The sequence below is a fragment of the Sediminicoccus rosea genome, assembly GCF_033547095.1.
Lineage (GTDB): Bacteria > Pseudomonadota > Alphaproteobacteria > Acetobacterales > Acetobacteraceae > Roseococcus > Roseococcus rosea.
Map to the genome: position 1 here is coordinate 1,127,802 of NZ_CP137852.1, position 23,064 is coordinate 1,150,865.

24 protein-coding genes are annotated in these 23,064 nt (G+C 71.0%); 14 read left to right on the forward strand and 10 right to left on the reverse strand.

What is annotated here, in order from left to right; translation table 11 throughout:
• The first annotated feature begins 104 nt into the window (after nt 1-104).
• The 7 genes from minC to R9Z33_RS05300 all read left to right on the forward strand — a co-directional run bounded on the left by minC (nt 105) and on the right by R9Z33_RS05300 (nt 7,187).
• The gene (minC, locus tag R9Z33_RS05270; protein ID WP_318651616.1) at nt 105-878 is read left to right on the forward strand and encodes a septum site-determining protein MinC; all 774 of its coding nucleotides are present in this window, start codon (nt 105-107) and stop codon (nt 876-878) included.
• A gap of 30 nt (nt 879-908) precedes the next feature.
• The gene (minD, locus tag R9Z33_RS05275) at nt 909-1,730 is read left to right on the forward strand and encodes a septum site-determining protein MinD (RefSeq protein ID WP_318650254.1); all 822 of its coding nucleotides are present in this window, start codon (nt 909-911) and stop codon (nt 1,728-1,730) included.
• Nucleotides 1,727-2,011 (forward strand): cell division topological specificity factor MinE, encoded by a 285-nt coding sequence (minE, locus tag R9Z33_RS05280; protein ID WP_318650255.1) that lies wholly within the window; start codon nt 1,727-1,729, stop codon nt 2,009-2,011. Before minD ends, minE begins: the two co-directional genes overlap by 4 nt.
• Nucleotides 2,008-3,048 (forward strand): serine hydrolase domain-containing protein, encoded by a 1,041-nt coding sequence (locus tag R9Z33_RS05285; protein WP_318650256.1) that lies wholly within the window; start codon nt 2,008-2,010, stop codon nt 3,046-3,048. Before minE ends, R9Z33_RS05285 begins: the two co-directional genes overlap by 4 nt.
• A gap of 69 nt (nt 3,049-3,117) precedes the next feature.
• On the forward strand, nt 3,118-4,632 hold the full coding sequence (locus R9Z33_RS05290) for a YifB family Mg chelatase-like AAA ATPase (RefSeq protein ID WP_318650257.1): 1,515 nt from the start codon (nt 3,118-3,120) through the stop codon (nt 4,630-4,632).
• 95 nt (nt 4,633-4,727) lie between these two features.
• Nucleotides 4,728-6,395 carry a gamma-glutamyltransferase gene (ggt, locus tag R9Z33_RS05295; RefSeq protein ID WP_318650258.1) on the forward strand — a complete coding sequence of 556 codons (1,668 nt, stop codon included), beginning with the start codon at nt 4,728-4,730 and terminating at the stop codon, nt 6,393-6,395.
• Nucleotides 6,396-6,401: 6 nt separating this feature from the next.
• Nucleotides 6,402-7,187 carry an FkbM family methyltransferase gene (locus R9Z33_RS05300; RefSeq protein ID WP_318650259.1) on the forward strand — a complete coding sequence of 262 codons (786 nt, stop codon included), beginning with the start codon at nt 6,402-6,404 and terminating at the stop codon, nt 7,185-7,187.
• On the opposite strand, the gene R9Z33_RS05305 is transcribed toward R9Z33_RS05300, so the two are convergent.
• Entirely contained in the window at nt 7,184-7,903 is a 720-nt protein-coding gene (locus tag R9Z33_RS05305) for an aspartate/glutamate racemase family protein (RefSeq protein ID WP_318650260.1), read from the reverse strand. The genes R9Z33_RS05300 and R9Z33_RS05305 overlap by 4 nt on opposite strands.
• Before the next feature lie 136 nt (nt 7,904-8,039).
• Between R9Z33_RS05305 and R9Z33_RS05310 the strand changes: the two genes are divergently transcribed.
• The 4 genes from R9Z33_RS05310 (at nt 8,040) to R9Z33_RS05325 (ending at nt 12,314) form a co-directional block, all read left to right on the forward strand.
• Nucleotides 8,040-9,653, forward strand: a complete 1,614-nt coding sequence (locus tag R9Z33_RS05310; RefSeq protein WP_318650261.1) for an ABC transporter substrate-binding protein — start codon at nt 8,040-8,042, stop codon at nt 9,651-9,653.
• 148 nt (nt 9,654-9,801) lie between these two features.
• Entirely contained in the window at nt 9,802-10,755 is a 954-nt protein-coding gene (locus tag R9Z33_RS05315; protein ID WP_318650262.1) for an ABC transporter permease, read from the forward strand.
• A 2-nt stretch (nt 10,756-10,757) separates the two neighbouring features.
• The gene (locus R9Z33_RS05320; protein WP_318650263.1) at nt 10,758-11,657 is read left to right on the forward strand and encodes an ABC transporter permease; all 900 of its coding nucleotides are present in this window, start codon (nt 10,758-10,760) and stop codon (nt 11,655-11,657) included.
• 108 nt (nt 11,658-11,765) lie between these two features.
• Nucleotides 11,766-12,314, forward strand: coding sequence for a lipid-binding SYLF domain-containing protein (locus R9Z33_RS05325; protein ID WP_318650264.1), 549 nt, complete (start codon nt 11,766-11,768; stop codon nt 12,312-12,314).
• A gap of 7 nt (nt 12,315-12,321) precedes the next feature.
• Here the strand turns inward: R9Z33_RS05325 and R9Z33_RS05330 are convergent, their stop codons facing one another.
• Both R9Z33_RS05330 and R9Z33_RS05335 read right to left on the reverse strand, forming a co-directional pair.
• The gene (locus tag R9Z33_RS05330; protein WP_318650265.1) at nt 12,322-12,960 is read right to left on the reverse strand and encodes a glutathione S-transferase family protein; all 639 of its coding nucleotides are present in this window, start codon (nt 12,958-12,960) and stop codon (nt 12,322-12,324) included.
• 202 nt (nt 12,961-13,162) lie between these two features.
• The gene (locus R9Z33_RS05335) at nt 13,163-14,575 is read right to left on the reverse strand and encodes a helix-turn-helix domain-containing protein (RefSeq protein WP_318650266.1); all 1,413 of its coding nucleotides are present in this window, start codon (nt 14,573-14,575) and stop codon (nt 13,163-13,165) included.
• Nucleotides 14,576-14,764: 189 nt separating this feature from the next.
• On the opposite strand from R9Z33_RS05335, the gene aceA reads away from it, so the two are divergent.
• The gene (gene aceA, locus R9Z33_RS05340) at nt 14,765-16,039 is read left to right on the forward strand and encodes an isocitrate lyase (protein ID WP_318651617.1); all 1,275 of its coding nucleotides are present in this window, start codon (nt 14,765-14,767) and stop codon (nt 16,037-16,039) included.
• Nucleotides 16,040-16,177: 138 nt separating this feature from the next.
• Nucleotides 16,178-16,348, forward strand: a complete 171-nt coding sequence (locus tag R9Z33_RS05345) for a hypothetical protein (protein WP_318650267.1) — start codon at nt 16,178-16,180, stop codon at nt 16,346-16,348.
• Between the two features lie 5 nt (nt 16,349-16,353).
• Here the strand turns inward: R9Z33_RS05345 and R9Z33_RS05350 are convergent, their stop codons facing one another.
• From R9Z33_RS05350 to R9Z33_RS05365, 4 genes are read right to left on the reverse strand one after another with little or no spacing between them, the layout of a single operon-like run.
• The gene (locus R9Z33_RS05350) at nt 16,354-16,782 is read right to left on the reverse strand and encodes a GNAT family N-acetyltransferase (RefSeq protein WP_318650268.1); all 429 of its coding nucleotides are present in this window, start codon (nt 16,780-16,782) and stop codon (nt 16,354-16,356) included.
• The gene (gene tsaB / locus R9Z33_RS05355; RefSeq protein ID WP_318650269.1) at nt 16,779-17,381 is read right to left on the reverse strand and encodes a tRNA (adenosine(37)-N6)-threonylcarbamoyltransferase complex dimerization subunit type 1 TsaB; all 603 of its coding nucleotides are present in this window, start codon (nt 17,379-17,381) and stop codon (nt 16,779-16,781) included. Before tsaB ends, R9Z33_RS05350 begins: the two co-directional genes overlap by 4 nt.
• Nucleotides 17,382-17,407: 26 nt before the next feature.
• On the reverse strand, nt 17,408-18,259 hold the full coding sequence (locus R9Z33_RS05360; RefSeq protein ID WP_318650270.1) for a cell division protein FtsX: 852 nt from the start codon (nt 18,257-18,259) through the stop codon (nt 17,408-17,410).
• Complete coding sequence (locus R9Z33_RS05365) at nt 18,252-18,917, reverse strand: cell division ATP-binding protein FtsE (protein WP_318650271.1); 666 nt, start codon at nt 18,915-18,917, stop codon at nt 18,252-18,254. The genes R9Z33_RS05360 and R9Z33_RS05365 overlap by 8 nt, the downstream gene beginning before the upstream one ends.
• A gap of 83 nt (nt 18,918-19,000) precedes the next feature.
• On the opposite strand from R9Z33_RS05365, the gene R9Z33_RS05370 reads away from it, so the two are divergent.
• Nucleotides 19,001-19,534, forward strand: coding sequence for a zinc-ribbon domain-containing protein (locus R9Z33_RS05370; protein ID WP_318650272.1), 534 nt, complete (start codon nt 19,001-19,003; stop codon nt 19,532-19,534).
• Between the two features lie 11 nt (nt 19,535-19,545).
• Here R9Z33_RS05370 and R9Z33_RS05375 read toward each other — a convergent pair whose 3' ends face one another.
• The 3 genes from R9Z33_RS05375 to R9Z33_RS05385 all read right to left on the reverse strand — a co-directional run bounded on the left by R9Z33_RS05375 (nt 19,546) and on the right by R9Z33_RS05385 (nt 23,048).
• Nucleotides 19,546-21,528 carry a RiPP maturation radical SAM C-methyltransferase gene (locus tag R9Z33_RS05375; RefSeq protein ID WP_318650273.1) on the reverse strand — a complete coding sequence of 661 codons (1,983 nt, stop codon included), beginning with the start codon at nt 21,526-21,528 and terminating at the stop codon, nt 19,546-19,548.
• Nucleotides 21,529-21,535: 7 nt separating this feature from the next.
• The gene (locus R9Z33_RS05380; protein ID WP_318650274.1) at nt 21,536-22,354 is read right to left on the reverse strand and encodes a hypothetical protein; all 819 of its coding nucleotides are present in this window, start codon (nt 22,352-22,354) and stop codon (nt 21,536-21,538) included.
• 259 nt (nt 22,355-22,613) lie between these two features.
• A complete protein-coding gene (locus R9Z33_RS05385; RefSeq protein ID WP_318650275.1) occupies nt 22,614-23,048 on the reverse strand; it encodes a DoxX family protein in 435 nt (144 codons plus the stop codon).
• Between the last annotated feature and the right edge of the window lie 16 nt (nt 23,049-23,064).

The following is a 23,064-nucleotide window of genomic DNA, read 5'->3' on the forward strand; positions in this document are numbered from 1 at the left end:
CGGCACGGATTCCACTCCCGCTCCCGCAGTTGGGGCTTCGCTGGCGGCGCGCGGGCGGCTATCACACCGGCTTCACCTGTTGCCCCGGGAAGCCCTTGGACCCCATGACCGCCGAAGCTAGGCCCATTCAGCCCCCTTCCGGCCCGCCCACCGAAACCTTCCGCCTGCGCGGCAGCAACTACAGCCTGCTGACGCTACGGCTGCTGACGGGCGATGTCGGGGCGGTGCTGCCGGCGCTGGGGGACCAGTTCCGGAAAGCGCCCGGCTTCCTGCGCTATGCCCCCATCGCCATCAGCCTCGATGACCTGGGCGGCGAACAGGTGGATTTCCCCGCCCTGGTCGCCGGGCTGCGCGCGCTGGAGATCCTGCCGATCGGCGTGGTGGGCGGGCCGCAATTGCTGCGCGCCGCCGCCGCCGGCGCCGGCCTGCCCACGCTGCGCCCGGCCGGCCAGCGCGACACGGAGGTGGAGGCGCCCTCGCCCGTCGCGGCCCCGCCGGTCGCCATCGCGCCCGCCGCCACAGCCGAGCCGCCGCGCCCGGCCCCCGCCGCGCGGACCATGGTCGTGAACCAGAATGTCCGCGCCGGGCAGCGCGTCTATGCCGAGGGGAGCGACCTGATCGTCGTGGGCTCGGTCAATGCCGGGGCCGAGGTGCTGGCCGATGGCAATATCCACATCTACGGCGCGCTGCGTGGCCGGGCGCTGGCCGGCGCCTCGGAGGATGGCGAGGCGCGCATCTTCGCCCAGAATTTCGACCCGGAGCTGGTGGCCATCTCCGGGTTCTACGCGGTGCGCGAGGGGCTGACCCCCGCCTCCATCGGCCGGGGCGTGCAGGTGCGCCTCGATGGCGAGCAATTGCGGTTCGACCCCTTCGGTTGAATCCTTGAACCACTCACGAAGGAACACAGCATGGCGCAGGTGATCGTCGTCACATCGGGCAAGGGGGGCGTGGGCAAGACCACCAGCTCCGCCGCCTTCGCCACCGGCCTCGCGCAGCGCGGCAAGAAGACCGTCGTCATCGATTTCGACGTGGGGCTGCGCAACCTCGACCTCATCATGGGCGTCGAGCGGCGCGTCGTCTTCGACATCGTGAATGTCGTGCAGGGCGAGGCCAAGCTCTCCCAGGCGCTGATCAAGGACAAGCGCGTGGAGGGCCTCTCCATCCTTCCGGCCTCCCAGACGCGGGACAAGGATGCGCTGACCAAGGAAGGCGTGCAGGGCATCATCGAGGAGCTGTCGAAGGAGTTCGACTACATCCTCTGCGACAGCCCCGCCGGCATCGAGAAGGGCGCGCTGCTCGCGCTCTATTTCGCCGACCAGGCCATCGTCGTCACCAACCCTGAAGTGTCGAGCGTGCGCGACAGCGACCGCATCCTGGGCGTGCTGCAATCGCGCACCAAGCGCTCCGAGGAGGGGAAGGACCCGGTGAAGCAGCATCTGCTGCTCACGCGCTACGACCCCGCCCGCGTCGAGCGCGGCGAGATGCTGAAGCTGGACGACGTGCTGGAGATCCTGGCCATCCCGCTGCTCGGCGTGATCCCGGAAAGCGAGAGCGTGCTCAAGGCGTCCAACGCCGGCAACCCGGTGATCATGGATGCCGAGAGCCAGGCGGGCCAGGCCTACGCCGATGCGGTGGCGCGCTTCCTCGGCGAGGAACGCCCGCACCGCTTCCTCGAACCCGAGAAGAAGAAGGGCTTCTTCGGCAAGCTCTTCGGCGGGAGGGCGGCATGAGCTGGCTGAACTTCTTCCGCAAGGAGCGCGAGACCAAGGGCACCGCCTCCACCGCGAAGGACCGTCTGCAGGTCATCATCAGCCATGAGCGCGTGAGCCGCACCCAGGCGGATTTCCTGCCCAAGCTGCAGCAGGAGCTGGTGGCGGTCGTCGCGCGCTACGTCGCGATCGATCCGGCCAAGGTGCAGGTCAACCTGGAGCGCGGCGGCGATTTCTCCACGCTCGCGATCGACATCGAGCTGCCGGGCCCGGCCGCCGTGCCGGGTGGCCGCGCGGCGTGAACGCTGACCTCAAGGCCGCGACGGAATTCGCCGCGGCGCACGAAACCCCCTGGCCGCGCGACATCCTGGCCCATCTGGAAGGCGGCTTCTTCGAAGGCCCGCCCGACAATGCGGTGATCGGCCCCACCGCCCCGCGTGGCGGCCCGAACGGCGTGATCTACCAGCACGGCAAGCGCATCGCCGAATGGGGCGACCCTACGCGCGCCGACATGACCTTCAGCGTGGCCAAGAGCTACCTCGCCATGCTGGCGGGCCTTGCCGTGCAGGAGGGCTTGCTGCCCGATCTCGAAGCGCGCGTGAGCGACCGCGTGCCGCATGAGGCCTTCGCCACCGCTCAGAACGTCCCCATCACCTGGCGGCATCTGCTGACCAACACCTCCGAATTCGAGGGCACGCTCTTCGGCAAGAGCGACCTGATTGATCGCGGCCGGAACCTCGGCGTGGAAGGGCAGGGCAAGAAGCGCAGCCCGCGCCCCATGCAGCCGCCCGGCAGCTACTGGGAATACAACGACGTGCGCGTGAACGCGCTGGCGCTGGCCCTGCTGCACCTGTTCCGCCGGCCGCTGCCCGAAATCTGGGCCGAGCGGATCATGGCGCCGATCGGTGCCGGCACCGGCTGGCAATGGCGCGGCTATGCCACCTCCCAGGTCGAGATTGACGGCCGGATGATCGAGAGCGTCTCGGGCGGCGGGCATTGGGGCGGCGGCATCATCATCAATGCCGAGGACCAGGCGCGCGTCGGCCTGCTCGTCGCCGCCGATGGGGAATGGAACGGCAAGCGGATCATCGCCAAGGAGTGGCTGGATCTCTGCCGCACGCCCTGCGCCCTGAACCCGCATTACGGCTTCCTCTTCTGGCTCAACACCGGCCGCACCAAGTGGCCGGCGGCGAGCGAGGGGGCCGTGTGCTTCTCCGGCGCCGGCGGCAACACCACCTGGATGGAACCGGCCGAGGGCATCGTCGCCGTCTCGCGCTGGCTCGATCCGGCGCATCTGAACGGCTTCATGGGGATGGTGCGGGCGGCCCTCGCCAAATAGGGCTTGCCAAATAGGGCTTGCCAAATAGGGCTTGCCAGGGGCGCGTGCCGGTGAAGACACTGCGCGGGCATGAGCCTCGCCCGCATCGCCACCTTTGCCTTCGCCGGCATCAACGCTGTTCCGGTGGAGGTGCAGGTCCAGCTGGCGCCGGGCCTGCCGGCCTTCCTGCTGGTGGGCCTGGCCGACAAGGCGGTCGGCGAATCGCGCGAGCGGGTGCGCGCTGCGCTGACCGGCCTCGGCCTCGCGCTCCCGCCCAAGCGCGTGCTGGTGAACCTGGCCCCGGCCGACCTCGCGAAGGAGGGCAGCCATTATGACCTGCCCATCGCGCTCGCCCTGCTCGCCGCCATGGAGATCCTCCCGCGGGAGGAACTGGCCGGTTTCGCGGCGCTCGGCGAACTCTCGCTCGATGGCTCCATCCTGCCGGTGGCGGGCGTGCTGCCGGCGGCGCTGGGCGCCTCGCAGCGCGGCCTCGGCCTGATCTGCCCGGCCGCGCAGGGAGGCGAGGCCGCCTGGGCCGGCCGCGGCGAGGTGCTGGCGCCGCCCGACCTGCCGGCCATCCTCAACCATTTCCGCGGCGTCCAGGTGATGAGTCCGCCCGAGCCGCCACGCCTGGAGCGCGAGGCCTGGCGCGGCCCCTGCCTCTCGGAGGTGAAGGGGCAGGAGAGCGCCAAGCGCGCGCTGGAGATCGCCGCCGCCGGTGGCCACAATTTGCTGATGATCGGCCCACCCGGGGCCGGGAAATCCATGCTGGCCGCCCGCCTGCCCGGCCTCCTGCCCGACCTGACGCCGGGCGAGGCGCTGGAACTCTCCATGGTGCATTCCGTCGCCGGCCTGCTGCGCGACGGCAAGCTGCTGACCCGCCCGCCCTTCCGCGAGCCGCACCATTCCGCAAGCCAGGCCGCCCTGATCGGTGGTGGCGCCCGCGCTCGGCCGGGCGAGATCAGCCTCGCGCATCACGGCGTGCTCTTCCTCGACGAATGGCCGGAGTTTCCGCGCCCCGCGCTGGAGGCACTGCGCCAGCCGATGGAGACGGGCCGCGCCGTCATCGCCCGCGCCAACGCGCATGTGGAATATCCCGCGCGCTTCCAGTGCATCGCGGCCATGAACCCCTGCCGCTGCGGCCATCTGGGCGAGGCGGGGCGCGAGTGCTCCCGTGCGCCCCGCTGCGGCGAGGAATATGCCGAGCGCCTGAGCGGCCCGCTGCTGGACCGCATGGACATTACCCTCCAGGTCCAGGCCGTGCCGCCGGCCGAGCTTTCGCGCGCGCCGGCCGGCGAGACGACGCAGCGCATCGCCGCCCGCGTCCAGGCGGCGCGCGACATCCAGCGCGCCCGCTGGGGCGAGGACGGGCCGCGGCACAACGCCGCCGCCGATGGCGCGCTGCTGGAGGAGCGCGGCGGGCTGCTGCCCGAGGCGCGGCAATTGCTGGAACAGGCGGCCGAGCGGCTGGGCCTTTCCGCGCGCGGCTTCGTGCGCTCGATCCGCCTCGCACGCACCATCGCGGACCTCGCCGGCAGCGCCAGCATCCAGCGCACGCATCTGGCCGAGGCGCTGTCCTATCGGGGGCGCCGCCGCGCCGCCTGACAAGGCGGCTTGACACCCCTGCGTGACGGGGGCGGCCAAATAGGGCTACACCCGCCGGCGTGATTCGCGCGCCCCTCCTTGCCCTGCTCCTGCTGATGGCCGCCCCAGTGGCCTCGCAGCGCGTGGCCGCGCAGCCCGTGGTGGCGCAGAACCACATGGTCGTCGCCTCGCATCCGCTGGCAGCCGAGGCCGGCCAGGCCATGCTCCGCGCCGGCGGCTCGGCGGTGGATGCGGCCATCGCCGTGCAGGCGGTGCTGACCCTGGTGGAGCCGCAATCCTCCGGCATCGGCGGCGGCGCCTTCCTGCTGCACTGGGACCCCGCCACGCGTGAGCTTGCAGCCTGGGACGGGCGGGAGACGGCCCCCGCCGCCGCCCGCGGCGACCTCTTCCTGCGCGACGGCCGGCCCCTCGATTTCTTCGACGCCGCGGTGGGCGGCCGCGCGGTCGGCGTGCCCGGCGTCGTTCGCATGCTGGAGGAGGCGCATCGCGCCCATGGCAGGCTGGCCTGGGCCGAGCTCTTCGCCCCGGCCATCCGCCTCGCCGAGGAAGGCTTCGAGGTCTCGCCCCGCCTGGCGCAGCTGCTCAGCGCCTTTGGTGGCTCGCTGCGGCGTGACCCGGGGGCGCGGGCCATCTACTTCACGGCGGAGGGCGCACCGCTGGCCGAGGGTGCCAGGCTGCGCAATCCCGCGCTGGCCGCCACCCTGCGCGCCATCGCGGAGGAGGGCGCCGCCGCGCTGCATCGCGGCCCCATCGCGCAGGACATCGTGCGCACGGTGCGCGGCCACGCCAACCCAGGCCTGATGACGGCCGATGACCTGGCGGGCTACGCGCCGGTGCGCCGCGCGGCGCTCTGCCTGCCCTATCGCGCCTATACTCTCTGCGGCCCGCCGCCGCCCTCGGGTGCGGCGGTGGTCCTGCAGATCCTGGGCCTGCTCGGCCATTTCGAGATGCCGGGGCTCGATCCCGCGGGGCTCGATTCCGCCATGCTGCTGGGCGAGGCCGGGCGCCTCGCCTTCGCCGACCGCAACCGCTTCATGGCTGACCCCGGCTTCGTGCCGGTGCCGGTGACCGGCCTGCTGGACGGCGCCTATCTGACCGGCCGCGCGCAGTTGCTCTCGCCGGACCGCGCCATCGCCGCGCCGCAGCCCGGCAATCCACGCCGCTTTGGCCCGCCGCTGGCCAGCCAGCCGCCGCAGCCCGAGGGCGGCACGGCGCACATGTCCATTCTGGATGCCGAGGGCCGTGCCGTTTCGATGACGACGACGGTGGAGGGGGCCTTCGGCGCGCATGTCGTGGTGCGGGGCTTCTTCCTGAACAACCAGCTCACCGATTTCTCCTTCCTGCCGGAGATGGAGGGCCGCCCGGTCGCCAACCGCGTCGAGGGCGGCAAGCGGCCGCGCTCCTCCATGTCGCCCATGCTGGTCTTCCAGCAGGGGCAGTTGGAGGCGGTGGTGGGCTCGCCGGGGGGCGCGCGCATCATCGGCTATGTGGCGCAAGCGCTGGTCGCGATGCTCGACTGGAACCTCGACCCGCAGGCGGCGGCGGCGCTGCCGCATGTGGGTGCCCTGAACGCGATGACCGAGGTGGAGCGCGGCACCGCCGCCGCCGGCCTCGCCCCCGCGCTGGTCGCCCGCGGCGCGCCGGCCGAGGCGCGGGAGATGAATTCCGGCCTGAACCTCATTCGCATCCAGCGCCAGGGTGAGGCGCGGCGCCTGCTCGGTGGCGCCGACCCGCGCCGCGAAGGGATGGTCGCCGGTGACTGAACGCGCATGAGCCGCAGCCTTGCTCGCTTCCTCTCTGGCCTGGTCCGCAACGCCACGCGCCCCATGCGCCCGCGCCGGGCCGAGGCCACGCGCGCGCTGGTCTCCGAGATGCTGGTGCAGCGCCTGACGGTCCCGACCGAGGCTGGGCCGCTGCTGGTGGAATGCCCCTCGGCCCGGGCGCTGCACGATCCGCAGGGCTTCGGCCAGGACGAGCCGGAGACGGTGGCCTGGATCATGGGGCTGCCGGCGGGCTGCGTGCTCTGGGACATCGGCGCCAATATCGGGCTGTACAGCCTGTTCGCCGCGCGGCGTGGCCTGCGCGTGCTGGCCTTCGAGCCCTCGGCGTCCAGCTTCGCGGCGATGACGCGCAACATCGAGATCAACGGCTTCGACGACCGCATCTCGGCCTATTGCCTGGCCTTCGCCGAGCAAACCGCGCTCGTCACGCTGAACATGGCGAATACCGCCGCGGGCCATTCCATGCACAGCATCGAGGCGCGGGAGGGTGGCTTCCGCCAGGCCGTGCCGGGCTTCTCGGTGGATGAGTTCATGGCCCGCTTCGCGCCGCCGCCGCCCGATGCCATCAAGCTCGACGTGGACGGCATCGAGCCCGCCATCCTGCGCGGCGCCATGGTCACGCTCAGGCGCCATGTGTGCGAGGTACTGGTGGAGATCGACGGCGCCAATGCGGCGGCCGGCGGCAATGGCATCCCCGAATTGCTGGCCGAGGCCGGCTTCACGGAGGCGCCGATGGACGGCGCCGCGCGCAACCGGCGCTTCGTGAAGACCTAACCCGCGAGGCTCGCGGCCAGCGCGTCCGACAGGCCGATGCTGGGCGCGATGGAGCCGAGCTGGCGGGCGGCCGTTGCGGTCTCCGCAGCCTCGATGGCGCAGCGCAGCCCGTCCAGCACCGGGACCGTCACCTGCGGGGCCACCAGCGCATCCAGGCCGACCAGCCCCGCGCCGCCCAGCAGGATCACGCCCGCACCGCGCGCCACTTCGCCGCGCGCCGTCTCGGCCAGCAGGCCGGCGGCCTTGACCGGCTCGCGCGCGATCATGTCCCCGGTGGGCGGGATGGCGGCGACGCGAACCTTGTCCGGCCCCAGGCCGCGCAGCAGGAAGAACTCCTCCAGCATGGGCACCCAGGCGGCGCCGCCGGTCAGCACGCCGACGCGGGGGGCGAGGCGCAGGGCCGCGAAAATGGCCGCATCCGCCATGCCGAGGATGGGGATGGGGAAGCACTCCCGCGCCGCCTCCAGCCCCGGATCGCCGAAGCAGCCGATGATGGCGGCATCATAGCCCTTGGGGTTGTCCCGCCCGATCTCGGATGCCAGCGCGTCCAGCACCGCATGGGCCGCGACGGCCGAGGCCGCGCGCGAGGCGATGTAGCGCGCCCCGAAACGGGCGGTCATCGGCACGATTTCATGCTGGCACATGCCCCTCGCCCCCTGCGCCATGCGCTCGGTGATGGCGGGATCGGTGTTGCCGTTGAGGAGGAGAAGCTTCATCGGCGGGCAGTTGTGCCCGGCCCTTGGGCAAAGGCAAGAGGGGGCTGGCCGATCATCCGGTTCAGGACGCTTGCCCCTCCGGGCCGCTTCGGCGCTAAGTAGGTGGGTGAGGAAACCCCAGACAGGGATCAAGAACATGCGTTTGCGTCACGTCATCATGGCGGCCTTGTTGCCGCTCGCCCTTGCCGCCACGGGCCCGGCCGCCGCGCAGGGCACGCTGCGCATCGGCATGACCGCGGCCGACATCCCGCTGACCCACGGCCAGCCCGACCAGGGCTTTGAGGGCAACCGTTTCACCGGCATCCCCCTCTATGACGGCCTGACCGCCTGGGATCTGAGCCGGGCCGACCGCCCCTCCACCGTGATCCCGAGCCTCGCCACCGAGTGGACGAGCGACCCGAACGACCGCACGCGCTGGATCTTCCGGCTGCGCCCCGGCGTCACCTTCCATGACGGCAGCCCCTTCAACGCCGATGCGGTGGTCTGGAACGTCCGCAAGGTGCTGGATCGCGAGGCCCCGCATTTCGACCCGCGCCAGGTGGGCGTGACCGCGACCCGCATGCCTACGCTGCGCCGCGCCGAGAAGATCGACGACATGACCGTCGCGCTCTTCACCAGCGAGCCGGACAGCCTGCTGCCGATCAACCTCACCAACCTCTTCATGGCGAGCCCGGCACGCTGGGAAGCCCTGCGCGCGCAGCACCCGACGGCCGAGGCGACCTGGAACGCCTTCGCCGCCAACCCCTCCGGCACCGGCCCCTTCCGCCTGACGCGCCTCGTCCCGCGTGAGCGGGCCGAGATGGCCCGCAACGACAATTACTGGGGCACCAAGGCGAAGCTCGACCGCATCATCCTGCTGCCCATCCCGGAGGCCAGTGCGCGCACCGCGGCCCTGCTCTCGGGGCAGGTGGACTGGATCGAGGCGCCCTCGCCTGATGCGGTGCCGCAACTGCGTTCGCGCCAGATGCAGATCGCGACCAACCCGCAGCCGCATGTCTGGCCCTGGCAGCCCTGCTTCCTGCCCTCCTCGCCGCTCTCCGATGTGCGGGTCCGCCGCGCGCTGAACCTGGCGATTGACCGCGAGGGCCTGCGCACGCTGCTGGGCGGCATGATGCAGCCGGCCGTCAGCACCTATCCGGCCGGCCACCCCTGGGCGGGCAATCCCACCTTCCAGATCCGCACCGACAAGGCTGAGGCGCGCCGCCTGCTGGCCGAGGCCGGCTACGGCCCGCAGCGACCGCTGACGATCCGCGTGCAGATCAGCGCGAGCGGCTCGGGCCAGATGCAGCCGCTCTCGATGAACGAGTTCCTGCAGCAGGATCTCCGCACGGTCGGCGTGAATGTCGAGTTCGACGTGATCGAGTGGAACGCGCTCTTCACCAATTGGCGCAACGGCTGCGGCCATGCCTCGGCGCGCGGCGCGCATGCCACCAATGTCAGCTTCTCGGCGATGGACCCGTTCTTCTCGCTGGTGCGCTTCTACGACAGCAAGATGGCGCCGCCCGTCTCCAACAACTGGGGCATGTTTAACGATCCGCGCTTCGATGCGATGGTCGCCGCCGCCCGCACCTCCTTCGACCCTGCCGAGCGTGACGCGGCCCTGGCGCGCCTGCATGCGGCGGGCGTGGACGAGGCGCTGTTCATCTGGATCGCCCATGACGTGGGCCCGCGCGCGATGAGCCCGCGGGTGCGCGGCCATGTCCAGCCGCAAAGCTGGTTCGTGGATCTGCGGCTGCCTCACATCCAATGATCCCCACGAAACCGCTTCGCGCTTCCGCAGGGGCCCTCTTCGGGCTCCTGCCTTCCACGCCCGGCTCCTCCTGGCGAGGCCAAGCCTCGCCAGGGCGCCGCGGGGCGGAAGCGGTTTCGCATGACTGTCTGACCGGAGGGTGGGCCTGATGTTTTTCTATCTGATCCGAAGGCTCATCTACGCGGTGCCCATCGCGCTCGCCGTGGGCTTCGTCTGCTTCATGCTGGTGCAGATCGCGCCGGGCGATCCGATCAACGCGATCGTGCCGCCCGACGCGCCGCAGGAGGTGGTCGAGCAGGTGCGGCGCGACTACGGGCTGGACAAGCCGCTGCCGGTGCAGTTCGGCCTCTGGCTGATGAAGGTGGTGCAGGGCGACCTCGGCCGCTCGCTCGCCACCGGCCGCCCGGTCTGGAGCGACCTGCAATCGGCCATCGGCAACACGCTGACGCTGGCCTTCGCCGCCTCGCTCATCGGCTTCGTGCTGGGCTGCATCCTGGGCGGGCTGGCGGGCACCTTCCGCGGCTCGCTGCTGGACCGCATGGCGGTCACCACCGCCGTCGCCGGCGTTTCCGTGCCGCATTACTGGCTCGGCATGGTGCTCGTCGTCATCTTCTCGGTGCAGCTGAACTGGCTGCCGGCGATGGGGGCCGGCCCGGGCGGCAGCGCCGACTGGGCCTGGGACTGGGAGCATATCCAGCACCTGATCCTTCCGGCCGTGACGCTTTCCGTAATCCCCATGGGCATCGTGACGCGCACCGTGCGCGGCATCGTCGCCGAGATCATGAATCAGGAATTCGTCGTCGCCCTGCGCGGCAAGGGCCTCACCTCCTGGAACGTCTTCGTGCATGTCGTGAAGAACGCGGCGCCGAACGCGCTTGCCGTGATCGGCCTGCAGCTCGGCTATCTCATGGGCGGCTCGATCCTGGTGGAGACGGTGTTCTCCTGGCCGGGCACGGGCCTCTTGCTGAACAGCGCCATCTTCCAGCGCGACCTGCCGGTGCTCCAGGGCACGATCCTGGTGCTGGCGATGTTCTTCGTCGCGCTGAACCTCTGCGTGGACCTGGTCCAGACCGCGCTTGACCCCCGGATTAAGCGAGCCTGAGCATGAGCACCTCCGCCGCCACCGCCGAGCTCGCCATCCAGGCGAAGACCGCCGTCCTCCGCTCCGAAGGCTATTGGGCGGGCGTCTGGAAGCGCCTGAAGCGCGACCCCGTGACGATCTTCTGCGCCAGCGTGCTCTTCGTCATGCTGATGATCATCGTCTTCGCGCCCTACATCGCGCCGCACGACCCCTTCCAGGGCAGCATGATCCGCCGCCTCCGCCCGATCGGCACCGAGAACTACCCCCTCGGCACCGACGAGCTGGGCCGCGACATGCTGACGCGACTGATCTATGGCGGCCGCCTCTCCTGGTTCATGGGCATCGTGCCCGTGGCCCTTGCCTTTGTGATCGGCACCTTCCTCGGCGTCATCGCGGGCTTCGTCGGCGGCCGCACGAACATGCTCATCATGCGCGTGACCGACGTGTTCTACGCCTTCCCCTCGGTGCTGCTGGCCGTCGCCATCTCGGGCGCGCTGGGGGCGGGCATCATGAACGCCATCCTCTCGCTGACGCTGGTCTTCGTGCCGCCCATCATCCGTGTGGCGGAGAGCGTTACCACTGGCGTCCGCAACCTCGACTTCGTGGATGCGGCGCGCGCCTCGGGCGCCTCCGCGGTGACGATCGTGCGGGTGCATGTGCTGGGCAATGTGCTGGGGCCGATCTTCGTCTATTCGACCTCGCTCATCTCGGTCTGCATGATCCTGGCCTCGGGCCTCTCCTTCCTCGGCCTCGGCACGCGGCCGCCGGAAGCGGAGTGGGGGCTGATGCTGAACACGCTGCGCACGGCGATCTATGTGCAGCCCTGGGTGGCGGTGCTGCCCGGCGTCTGCATCTTCGTGACCTCGATCTGCTTCAACCTCGTCTCCGACGGCCTGCGGCAGGCGATGGATGTGAAGGGCTGAGCCTTGTCGTGCGGCCCCGGCCACGCGAAACTCCGCGGGATTTCGCACCGGACGTTGCAACCCCTGGCGGGTTGCAACGTTTTGGCACATCGCCCTGAGGAGATTGTCTTGAATCGTCGCCATCTGATCGCCCATCTGCCGGCCCTGGCCGCGCTCCCGCTCCTGTCCGGCCCCGCGGCCGCGGCCAGCCGGCGCGAGATCGACGCGGAGGTTGCGATCGCGCTCGAGACCCTGCGCGGCATGGAGCATGTCCGCCCCCTCGTCAGCGCCGCGCACGCCATCCTGATCTTTCCCCGCATCATCAGCGGCGGGTTCATCGTGGGCGGGCAATTCGGCGAGGGCGCGCTGATCCGCGGCCGCGAGACCGAGGGCCATTACCGCATCGCCGGCGCCAGCTTCGGCCTGATCGCCGGCGCGCAGACCGCCGGCATCGCCATGTTCTTCATGAACGAGGCGGCGCTCCGGGCGCTGATGGCCGCCGACGGCTGGGAGATCGGCACCGGCCCGAGCGTGGTGGCGCTGGACCACGGCCTGCAGGCCAATGCCAGCATCACGACGCTGCGCGAGCCGGTCTACTCCATCACCTTCGGCCAGCGCGGCCTGATGGCGGCCCTGGCGCTCAACGGCACGAAGATCACCCGCTTCCGGCCGGAATAGCCGCCGGTCAGAACAGCGCGGGGGCGACCCATTTCCGGAAGCCCTCGCGCTCGCCGAGGCGCGCATACCAGGCGGCCAGCGCCGGGAATTCCGGCATGCCCGGCACCTGCACCTCGGGCCCGAACCAGCGCCGCGCATAGCAGCCGAGCACGATGTCGGCCAGCGTGAAGGCCTTGCCCTCGATGAAGGGCCGGCCGTCGCCGAGGCGCGCTTCCAGGATGGCCCAGCAGCGCGCGCTGTTGGTCACCGCCGCCGCCACCGCCTTCATGTCGCGCTTCGCCGCGGGCGTGCGGACCATGTTCCAGAACAGGTCGCGCTCGGCGGGCGAGAGGGTGGAGAGCTGCCAGTCCAGCCAGCGATCCACGCTGGCCCGCGCGCCCGCCGCCTCCGGATAGAGGCCGCGCGCGTCGCTGCCCACCATCATGCAGAGATAGCGGCAGACGCTGTTGCTCTCCCAGAGTTCCATGCCGTCATGGCGGAGCGAGGGGATCCGGCCATTGGGGTTGAGCGCGCGGTATTCGGGCGTGTCCACCACGCCATGCTCCATGCCGGCATCGTGCCGCTCGTAGGGCTGGCCCAGCTCCTCCAGCACCCAGAGCGGCTTCCACACATTCACGCTGTTCACGCGGCCAAAGATCTCGATCACGGTCCGCTGTCTCCTGAACCTTGCGGCGGGTGAAGGGCACCTTGCCGCCTTCCGTCTTGTTCCGCCAGAGATACGAAAGCGGCCGGGAGATGAGGAATCTTCCATGCAACGGCGTTCGGTGCCCCGGGTTGCACGCGGATGGCCCGAACCCGGCGCCGCACGGCCTTTGGCCCCCGGCAGGCGCGAGCCGCGTCGGCCGGGCCTAGGCGCGTTGTGGCGGCTTCGCCTTCGGCTCGAAGCGCCAGGGCGAGCCGCCATCGTCATTGGCGTCCAGCCGCAGCCGGTGCTCCAGCGGTGGGAAGGCGCGGCTGCGGCAATCGGCACGGTCGCAGAGCCGGCAGGAGAGGCCGATGCCCACGCGGGCCGTCGTCAGGTCCAGCCCATCCGCATAGACCAGCTCGGAGGCGCGGGCGATGTCGCAACCGATCGCCACCACATGCGTGGGGGAGGGCTCGCCCCAGCGCGGGGTGGGTCCGTGCACGGCCTTGGCGATACAGAGGAAGGCGGCGCCATCCGGCAGTTCCGCCGCCTGCACGCGCACCTGCTCGGGCGTGCCGAAGGCGTGGTGCACCACCCATTTGGGGCAGCTTCCGCCGAAGCGCGCGAAGGGGAAGCCCGCCGCGGCGAAGCGCTTGGTCACGTTGCCCGCCGTATCCGCGCGCAGGAAGAAGAAGGGCACGCCGCGGTGCCCCTCGCGCTGCAAGGTCGAAAGCCGCTGCGCCGCCTGCTCGTAGGAGACGCCGAAACGCGCGGCGAGCTTCTCGACATCGTGCCGCAGCTCGCGCGCCGCATGCAGGAAGGGCAGGTAGGGCATGAGCAGTACGGCGGCCGCATAGTTCAGCAGCCCGATGCGGATGAGCTGCGTGGCCTCCGTGCTCGAGGGCGGTTCCTCGCCCAGCGTCGCATCCACCACCTCGCGCGCTTCCATCAGCATGAGCTGGAAGGCCATGCGGAAGCCGCGGGATTCGCGGGGCAGCGATTCCGCGAGCCAGAGGTCACGCGTGCGCTGGTCGAAGCGGCGGTCGCTCTCGGGCATCGGCGCCACCGTCACGCGCACGCCATGCGCGTTGCGCAGCCGTTCGGCGATGGCGTGGTTCATCTCGGCCGGCGTCGCGCGCAACTCTGCGCCAAGCTTCTCCCCAAAGCGCTCCAACTCGGGGAAGTGGTTGCCGCGCTCGTGGAAGAAGTCGCGCGCCTCCTCCGTCGGCAGCAGCAGGCGCCGGCCCGAGGGGAGCGCGATTCCGGAGCTGTCCTCCCGCGCCACGCGCCAGGCGCGATAGAGCGCAAGCACGCCGCGCGAGGCATTGGGCGCGGCCGCCGCCATCGCCTGCAACTCGCCTTCGGGGACGGAATCCAGCCCCAGCACGGGATCGGCCAGCACCTCGCGCAGTCCGGCCTCCAGCTGGCGTTCCGCATGGCCGGAGAGCGCGGCGAGATCCACGCCCAGTGCCTCCGTCAGCTTGAACAGGACGGCGGCGGTGACCGAGCGCTGGTCATGCTCGATCAGGTTCAGATAGCTGGCGGAGATGCCCAGCCGCGCGGCGAGCGCCTGCTGCGTCATGCCGCGCTCGGTGCGGATGCGACGGACGGTGCGGCCGATCAGCGGGCGGGCCATGGCACTCTCCTCTTTACAACATTGACTGAATTGCGGGCTGAAATGTCGCCGGCTGAACAGTCTTGCCGTGTCTGGGGCAGTTTTACGCGTGACTTGGCGGGGCGCAATGTCAATCTTTCACAGGTCGCCCAGACCTGAGGAGATTTTCCGATGCGCCCCGAAACCACCAAGCTGACCGCGCCCGACGGCATGCCCCCCGGCTCGGGCGGTGAGCCCGGCCGCTTCGACGGCATCCGCCGGGACTATACCCCGGGCGATGTCGCGCGCCTCGCCGGCAGCTTCCGCACCCAGCACACCCTGGCCGAGATGGGCGCCCGCCGCCTCTGGCACCTGCTCCGCACCGAGCCGCAGGTGACGACGCTCGGCGCCATGACCGGCATGCAGGCGCTGCAGCAGGTGAAGGCGGGGCTGAAGGCCATCTACCTCTCCGGCTGGCAGGTCGCGGCCGACGCCAATTCGGCCAACACCATGTATCCTGACCAGTCGCTCTATCCGGTGGACAGCGTGCCCAACGTGATCCGCCGGATCAACAACGCGCTGCGCCGCGCGGACCAGATCGCCACCATGGAGCGGCATGACGGCAGCGGCGATGACCGCACCCACTACATGGCGCCCATCATCGCCGATGCGGAAGCGGGCTTCGGCGGGGCGCTCAACGCCTATGAGCTGATGCGCGCCATGATCGAGGCGGGCGCCGCCGGCGTGCATTTCGAGGACCAGCTGGCCAGCGAGAAGAAGTGCGGCCATCTCGGCGGCAAGGTGCTGGTGCCGATCAGCCAGCACATCCGCACGCTGAACGCCGCGCGCCTCGCCGCCGATGTCGAGGGTGTGAGCACGGTCCTGCTCTGCCGCACCGATGCGGAATCCGCACAGCTTCTCACCAGCGACGTGGATGAGCGCGACCGCCCCTTCCTCAGCGGCGAGCGCACGCCCGAGGGCTTCTTCCGCATCAAGCCCGGCAGGGGCAAGGCCTACGCCATCGCCCGCAGCCTCGCCTACGCTCCCTATGCCGACCTGCTCTGGTGGGAGACCTCCGACCCGGACCTCGACGATGCGCGCGACTTCGCCGAGGCGATCCACCGGCAGTTCCCGGGCAAGATGCTGGCCTACAACTGCTCGCCCAGCTTCAACTGGCAGCGGAAGATGGGCGTGGAGGCCGCCGCCCAGTTCCAGCGCGAACTGGGCGCCATGGGCTACAAGTTCCAATTCGTCACGCTGGCCGGATTCCACAGCCTGAACCTCTCCATGTTCAAGCTGGCGCGTGGCTATGCCGAGCGCGGCATGGGCGCCTATAGCGAACTGCAGCAGGCCGAATTCGCCGAGGAGGTGAACGGCTTCACGGCTGTGCGCCACCAGCGCGAGGTGGGTGTGGGCTATTTCGACGCGATCGCGAACGCCGCGAGCGGCGGCAAGGCCAGCACCACCGCGCTGAAGGACAGCACCGAAGCGGCGCAGTTTGTTTGACGCCCTCAAGCGCCGGGCGCGCGCTCCGCGCGATTGGCTTCGGGATGCTGAAGCATCCTGCCGTGCCTATTCGGCTCGGAATCCCGAAGTGCAGTGCTTTTTCTTCACGTGTTCTTGCCAACCCGAAGGAGACATCCGATGAACGACAATCACGATGATGGCCTGGTCCACTCCCACAACTATGCGTGCAGCGAGCGCGGCCGCATGGCGCATCGCCCGCTGACGACGCGGCCGGAGGAATTCGACGACGGCCTGGTCCACTCCCACAACTACGCCTGTGGCGAGCGCGGGCAGCCGGCCCATCGCTGAGCGCGCTACCCCTCGAGGGAACGCCGCAGCAGCCAGGCATGGGCGCCCGGCGCATAATAGTCGCGCCGGCGCCCGGCCTTCTCGAAGCCGGCCTTGGCATAGAGCGCCATGGCCGGCGCATTCTCCTCGGCCACCTCCAGGAACATCACCCGCGCCCCCGCCGCCGCCGTCACCACCGCCGCCGTCTCCACCAGCGCCTCGCCCAGGCCCTGGCGGCGGTGATCGGGATGCACGGCCAGCGTGAGGATCTCCGCCTCGTCCAGCACGCGGCGCGCCAGGATGAAGCCGCCCGGGCCCCACAGCCCCACCACGCCCTCCATGCCAAGCAGCGTCGCGATCGTGCCCGCATTCCAGGCGGCGCCGGGCGGGAAGGCGGCCGCATGCAGCAGCGCGAGCGCTTCCGCATCCGCGGCGGTGGCGGCGATGAGCTTCACGTGGTGGCCGGCGGCTCGACGTAGAGCGGCTCCAGCGCCAGCGCCGGCATCTCGCCCCGCAGGCGCCGCAGCGCCACGCGGGCCAGCGCCGCGGCCTCGATCCGCCGCGCATCGCCAAGGCCGGCGGGCCAGCCACGCGCGCGCATCCGCGCCACGGCACGCGGCGCGCCATCGCCCATGATCCAGGTGAGGCCCTCGGGCCTGGGCAGCGCGGCCTCCGCCACCACGCAAGGGGGGGCGTCCGGCCGCTCCAGGAAGAGGTCGCCACGGCGGTTCTCGGTCACCGCCCAGGCGGGGAAGGCGGGGTCGCCCATCGCCACCAGCGCCTCGCCCGTCGTCACCGGGATGACCGGGATGCCGCGCGCGAGGCCGATGCCCTGGGCGAGGGCGATCGCCGTCCGCAGCCCGGTGAAGCTGCCCGGGCCCACGCCGACCGCGACCGCATCCACATCGGTCTGCAGCACCGCCTCGGCCAGTGGCGGCAGGGCGGCGGCCTGGCCATGCGCCCCCTCATGCACGCGCTCCATCAGCACGCGCTCCTCCTCCACCATGGCGGCGAGGCAGCGGGAGAGGGCGGCATCGAGAACAAGAAGGCGCATGCCCCCGCTTGGCACCAAGCGGGCGGTCAGGGCAAGCGGCGCAGCCAGGCGCGCAGCGTGATCAGGGCGGTCAGCCAGCCGATGACGGCGGCGGCCGGTGGCACCAGCGCCAGCAGCGGCCAGGGCAGGTCGCCGATCTGCGCGTCGCGCGCCAACACCACGGGCAGCGCCTGCATCGCCAGGAACCACAGCGCCGGCAGCGCGATGGCGAGCCCCCCGAGCGCGCCCAGGAAGCAGAGCCAGCCGAGCCGCCGCGCGAAGCGCCCGGCAATGTCGGCATCCCGGGCGCCCAACTCGTGCAGGATCACGATGGTCTCGCGCCGCGCCGCGATGCCCGCGCGCGTCGCCACCGCGACCAGCGCGGCGCCGACCAGCCCGATCAGCCCGAGCATGGCGAGGGAGAGGCTGCGCAGCCCGTCCGCAAGCCGCATGGCCAGCCGCACCGCCTCGCTGCGCAACTCGAGCTGCGCGCCGGGGATCGCCTGCACCGCCTCCAGGAGCGGCTGGTGATCCGCCCCGGCCGGCAGGGTGATGGCCAGCATGCGGGGCAGCGGCAGGCTCGGCACCTCGCCGAGCCAGGGGGCGAGAAGCTGGCGCAGCCGCTCATCCGGCACGGCCGTCACCGAGGTGACGCCGGGCAGGGCGGCGAGTCGCGTGATCACCGGCTCGGGCGCCGCATCCCGCGGGAGTTGCAGCAGCAATTGCCCGGCCTCGCCCTGCTGCCAGCGTTCGGCGAGGCGCCCCGCGCCGTCGGCGCCGGCGATGGCGAGGGCGGCCAGGAGCGCCATGGCCGCCACCAGCGCGGGCAGCAGCCGGTCCGCCAGGGCACGGCGCAGCCCGAGCGGATCGCGCCCCTTGAGGCGGCGCCCCTCAGCCATGGCTCACCAGCCGCCCGGCATCGAGCCGCAGGGTGGGGGCGGGGTATTCCTCCGGCAATTCCTCGCTGTGGGTGGCGACGATCACCGTGGTGCCCATGCGGTGCATCTCGCGCAGCAGGCTGATGACGCGGCGTGCCTGGGCGGCGTCGAGATTGCCGGTCGGCTCGTCCGCCACCAGCAGCGCGGGGCGGGCCACCACGGCGCGCGCCAGGGCGAGGCGCTGCTGCTCGCCGCCCGAGAGGGTGGAGGGCGGCGCCTCGGCGCGGTCGAGCAGGCCGACCCAGCGCAGGATCTCCCGCACATCGGCGGCGAGGCGCGCCTCTGTCAGCCCCTGGATGCGCAGCGGCAGGGCCGCGTTCTCATAGACCGAGAGATGCGGCAGCAGGCGGTAATCCTGGAACACCACGCCGATGCGCCGCCGCAGCGCGGGGAAGGCGCGGCGCGGCAGGCGGCGGATGCGCGAGCCGAGCACCTCCACCTCGCCCTCGGTGGCGCGCAGTGAAAGGCTGATGAGGCCAAGCAGGCTCGACTTCCCCGCCCCGGAGGGGCCGAGGAGCCAAGTGTAGCTGCCCGGCGCCAGCGCGAAGCTGACATCGGACAGGGTCCAGTAGCCGTCGCCCTCCGGGTAGCGCAGCCCGACCTGGGAGAATCGCACCATGCGTGGAGTTTCGCAGCGCCGTTCAGGATAAAGCAAACCGGCGGTTGCAGGATGCCGGCCGCCTTGGCACATGCGACACCGACATGGACATTGCCTGCCCGAATTGCGCCGCGACCTATCGAGTCCCTGAGGCGCTGCTCGCCCAGGGCAAGCCGCTGCGCTGCGCGGCTTGCGGCGAGACCTGGGTGCCCGAGTTGCCGCCCGCCCCCGCCGTCGAGGAGGCCCCCCCGGCGGAGCCGCCCGTGGCGGAGATTCCCGCAGCTGAAGCCGCCTCGGCCGTGGTGGAGGCCCCGGCCCCTGAGGCGGCTGCTCCGGCGCCGGAGCCTACTGCGCCGCCGCCTGACGCGCCGCCGCCTGCCTTGCCCCCCGAAACGCCCCCTGTCGCGCCGCCCGCCCGCCACGCATCGCCAGCGAGTCCGCCACCGCTCAATCCCCTCGTCTTGCAGCGGCGGACCGCCCGCGCCGGGGGGCGCCGGCGGGGGCTTGCCCTGGGCTTCGCCTGGGCGGCGAGTCTCGCCACGGTGCTGCTGGCGCTGGCCGGGCTGGTCTTCTACAGCGATGTCATCGCCGCCGCCTGGCCGCCATTCGCGCGGGTGACCACGCTGCTGGGCGGCTGACGCGCCGCCCGTCAGGCGGGAACCGCCTCGGGCAGAGTCACGCCGGTGCGATAGCTGCCCTCGCTCACCGGGGCACAGGGCAGGACCAGCGAGAGCAGGCGGTCATCCTCGCGGATCACGAGATCCTCCGCTTCGAGCCAGGCCAGCGCGGCGGCGATGGCGGGTGCCGGGTGCGCGCCACCCAGGCCCTCCAGCAACGCGGCCTCGCTCACCGGGCGGTCCGTCACCTCCAGCACCGCCAGGGCGAGGGCGTCGAGCGCATGCTCCCGCCGGATGCCGCCGCGGCTGTCGAGCACCAGCGCGCCGCCATCCGGGAGCGTTTGCAGGATGTGCAGGCTGGCGAAGAGGTCGTTCTGCGGGATGCCCCAGGCCTTCACCGTGTCATGGATGCGGCCGTAGCTCTGCTGCAGGTGCAGCGAGTTTTCCCAGCCGCGTTCGAAATAGTAGCAGAAATCCTCGTAGCGAAAGCCGGTGCGCTCGACATAGTCGCGCGAGAAGATCAGCTCATAGGTCGGCCCATGGGCCGCGGGCGGAATGCCGAAGCGCTCCGGCGTCGCCTGCAGCGGCGCGTAGCGCGTCACCTGCACCGGCACGCAGGAGACCGGCGGGTCGAAATGCGCGAGCTTGGGCAGCAGCGTCTCCATCCGCCGGTACTCGGGCAGCGTGTCGTCCGGGAAGCCGTAGAGGATGTTGTAGAGGATCCGGATGCCGTATTTGCGGCCGAGCTTGAGCGTGAAGACGTTCTGGATGGCGGTGACGCCCTTGTCGATCCGCCGCAGCACCTCGCTGCTGAAGCTCTCGATGCCGGGCTGCACCTCGTGGAAGCCGGCATCGGCGAGCAGGCGGAAATGCTCCTCCGTCACATTGGATTTCATCTCGCAGCTCAGGGTGAATTTCGGCTGCTCCGCCGCCAGCATGGGCAGCAGCGTCTTGTAGAAGCCGTGCGGCAGGATGTAGTCCGAGAAGCGGAAGCTCGACATGCCATGCCGCGCGCGCAATGTGCGCAGCCCTTCCAGCACCGTCTCCGCCGCGCGGTGGCGGTAGACGAGGTCGGGCTTGTCGATGCCGCAGAAGACGCAGTGATGCTTCGCCCCCCACCAGCAGCCGCGCGAATTCTCGACCGGGATGGAGGCAGGGGTGAGGTCCACCTGGCACTCGGCGGAAAGTCGCGCCGTGTCGGCGAAGAAGTCGCTGTAGTCCGGCACCGGATTGGCATCGAGATCGGCCTTGGGCGCCGCCGGCGTGGCGATGATGGCGCCATCGGCCCCGCGATGCAGGATGCCGCGCACCGCATGGAGCGGCCGCGCGCCGCGTGCGGCTTCGGCGAGGTCGAGGATGGTCGTCTCGCCCTCGCCCGTGCAGATGGCGTCCACCCAGGGATGGCTTTGCATCACCATGCTGCCGGTCGGGTCCCGCACGGCATAGCCGCCGAGCGCCACAAGCTTCTCCGGCGCGCGTTGCTTCACCAGCTTCGCGAGCGCCAGCGAGGCGATCGTCTGGTCGAACATGCAGGTGAAGCCGATGAGCCGCGCGGGTGAGGCCGCAAGCTCATCCGCCCAGCGTTCCAGCCAGCGGGGAATGACCTCGGCCCGCAGGTGCAGCAGGCGTTCGATCACCGCATCGACCGAGCCCACGCGCTCTGGATCCAGCGCGCCGGCGAAGGCCAGGTCCTCCGCCTTCACGCGCAGGTGCCGGCGCTGCGCGTCGGTCACCACGGGGTCGAGCCCATGGCTGAACAGGAAGTCGTTCAGCGCATAGACGACGCTGATGCCGTCATAGGTGCTCGCCTTCAGGAATTCGAGCGCGAAGAGGTTGAGGTGCAGCACCCGCGTCTGCACCCCGCGCCTGGCCAGGATCGCCTTGAGCAGGGCGAGGCCGAGGCCGGGCTCGATCACATTGGTCCAGGGCATGCTGACCAGGAGGATCTCCGGCTCCGGACGATCCTCCCGGGCGTAGGGCCGCACGGGCGGCCAGGCGGGGGGCACCGCATCCATGGCGCGGCTAGAACTTCTCGACGCCGGAGCGGTCCCGGATGAGGCTGTCGATCGGGTTCATCTGCCCGACGAAGAGTGTGCCGACAGCGATGCAGACGCCCGCCCAGATCACCCCCGCCGCGATCGCCGTGCCGCCATCCGAGAGCCGGTCCGCCAGCGAGCCGCGGCCGCCCACGGCGATGATGCGCTCCAGCGCCGCCTCGCTCACCTTGACCTTCAGCGTATCCGCCACGGCCTTCGGGCGGTCGAACCAGTCGGTGGTGAAGCGGCCATCCTTCAGGACGGCGTGGAACATCTTCATCACCTCCTGGTCCACCGGGTCCTGGATGCGGGCCAGGTTGGAGGGGGCGAGGAGCTGCAGCGCCTCGGCATTCTTGCCGCTGAGCTTGAGGCCCAGTTCCTTCGCCGCTGCCGCCGGCTTCTCGAACACCTGGGTGAGGTCGCGCCCGCCCGCCTTGGCGGCGCGGATCAGCTCCAGCACATCGGCCTCGATCACGCCCTGGCGGACGAGGTCCTGCGGTTCCTTGATGGGGCGGGGCGGCCAGGGGAAGGGGATGGGCGGCTTGCCCGTGCTGCCGCAGGTGAAGCCGCCTTCGCCATCCTGGTAGATGATGGCGCGGTTGGGGTTGAGCGCGCCGAACTGCGCTTCCGCGATCTCTACCGCCAGGTTGGCGGCGCCGATCGCCATCTTGGAGAGCTTGGACTGCATCGCGCGCTCCGGCGCGGCGGCAAGCGCATGGACCAGACGCCCGGCCGCCTTGATCGAGGAGAGCAGCTCCGCCTTGAGGGGTGGGATGGGCAGGACCCGCTCCTCGGTGAGGAGCAACGCTCCCTCCTTGCCGTCCTCCATGCGTCCTGGGGAGAATTCCCCTTTTCATGCACGTTCAGGTTGTTTTTGTTGGAGGAATGCAATCACATTAGTCATGGCGGTTACAACTAAAAATTGTACCGGACGAATCGGCGCCGGGCCGCCGGTGCCAGGCCATGGCGGCGCCCCGCGCAGGGCGGGGCGCAAGCGAAGAGGGCGGCGCCCAGTCTCCTGGACGCCGCCCTCTCGCGCGAAGTGGCCGGATGGCCCGACTGGGTCAGGCGGTGCGGGTGGCCGGCGCCCGGCCCAGCAGGCGGGAGACGTCCAGCGCATGGGCGCCGGCGCCGAGGCCCGCCTGCACCAGCATCGCCGCCGTCAGGAAGGCCGGGAATTCCCAGCCGCCCTGCGGCGCCGAGAAGAGCCAGCCATTGCCCGCATGCATCGCGGTGGCGCCGATCAGGATGGGCAGGCTCAGCAGCGCCGCCGGGCGCACCAGCACGCCGGTGATGAGCGCGATGCCCGCCGCCGTCTCGCCGAAGGCGACGATGGCGCCGAGGATGGGCGGGAAGCCGATCGAGCCGAAGAAGCCCATCGTGCCGGCCAGGCCGAAGACGCCGAGCTTCAGCCAGGCGCCATGCGCCAGCATGATCGCGCCAAGGGAGAGCCGCAGCAGCAGGGCGGCATAGGGGGTGGTGACCTGGGTGGACGGCATCGCGGAAATCTCCTTG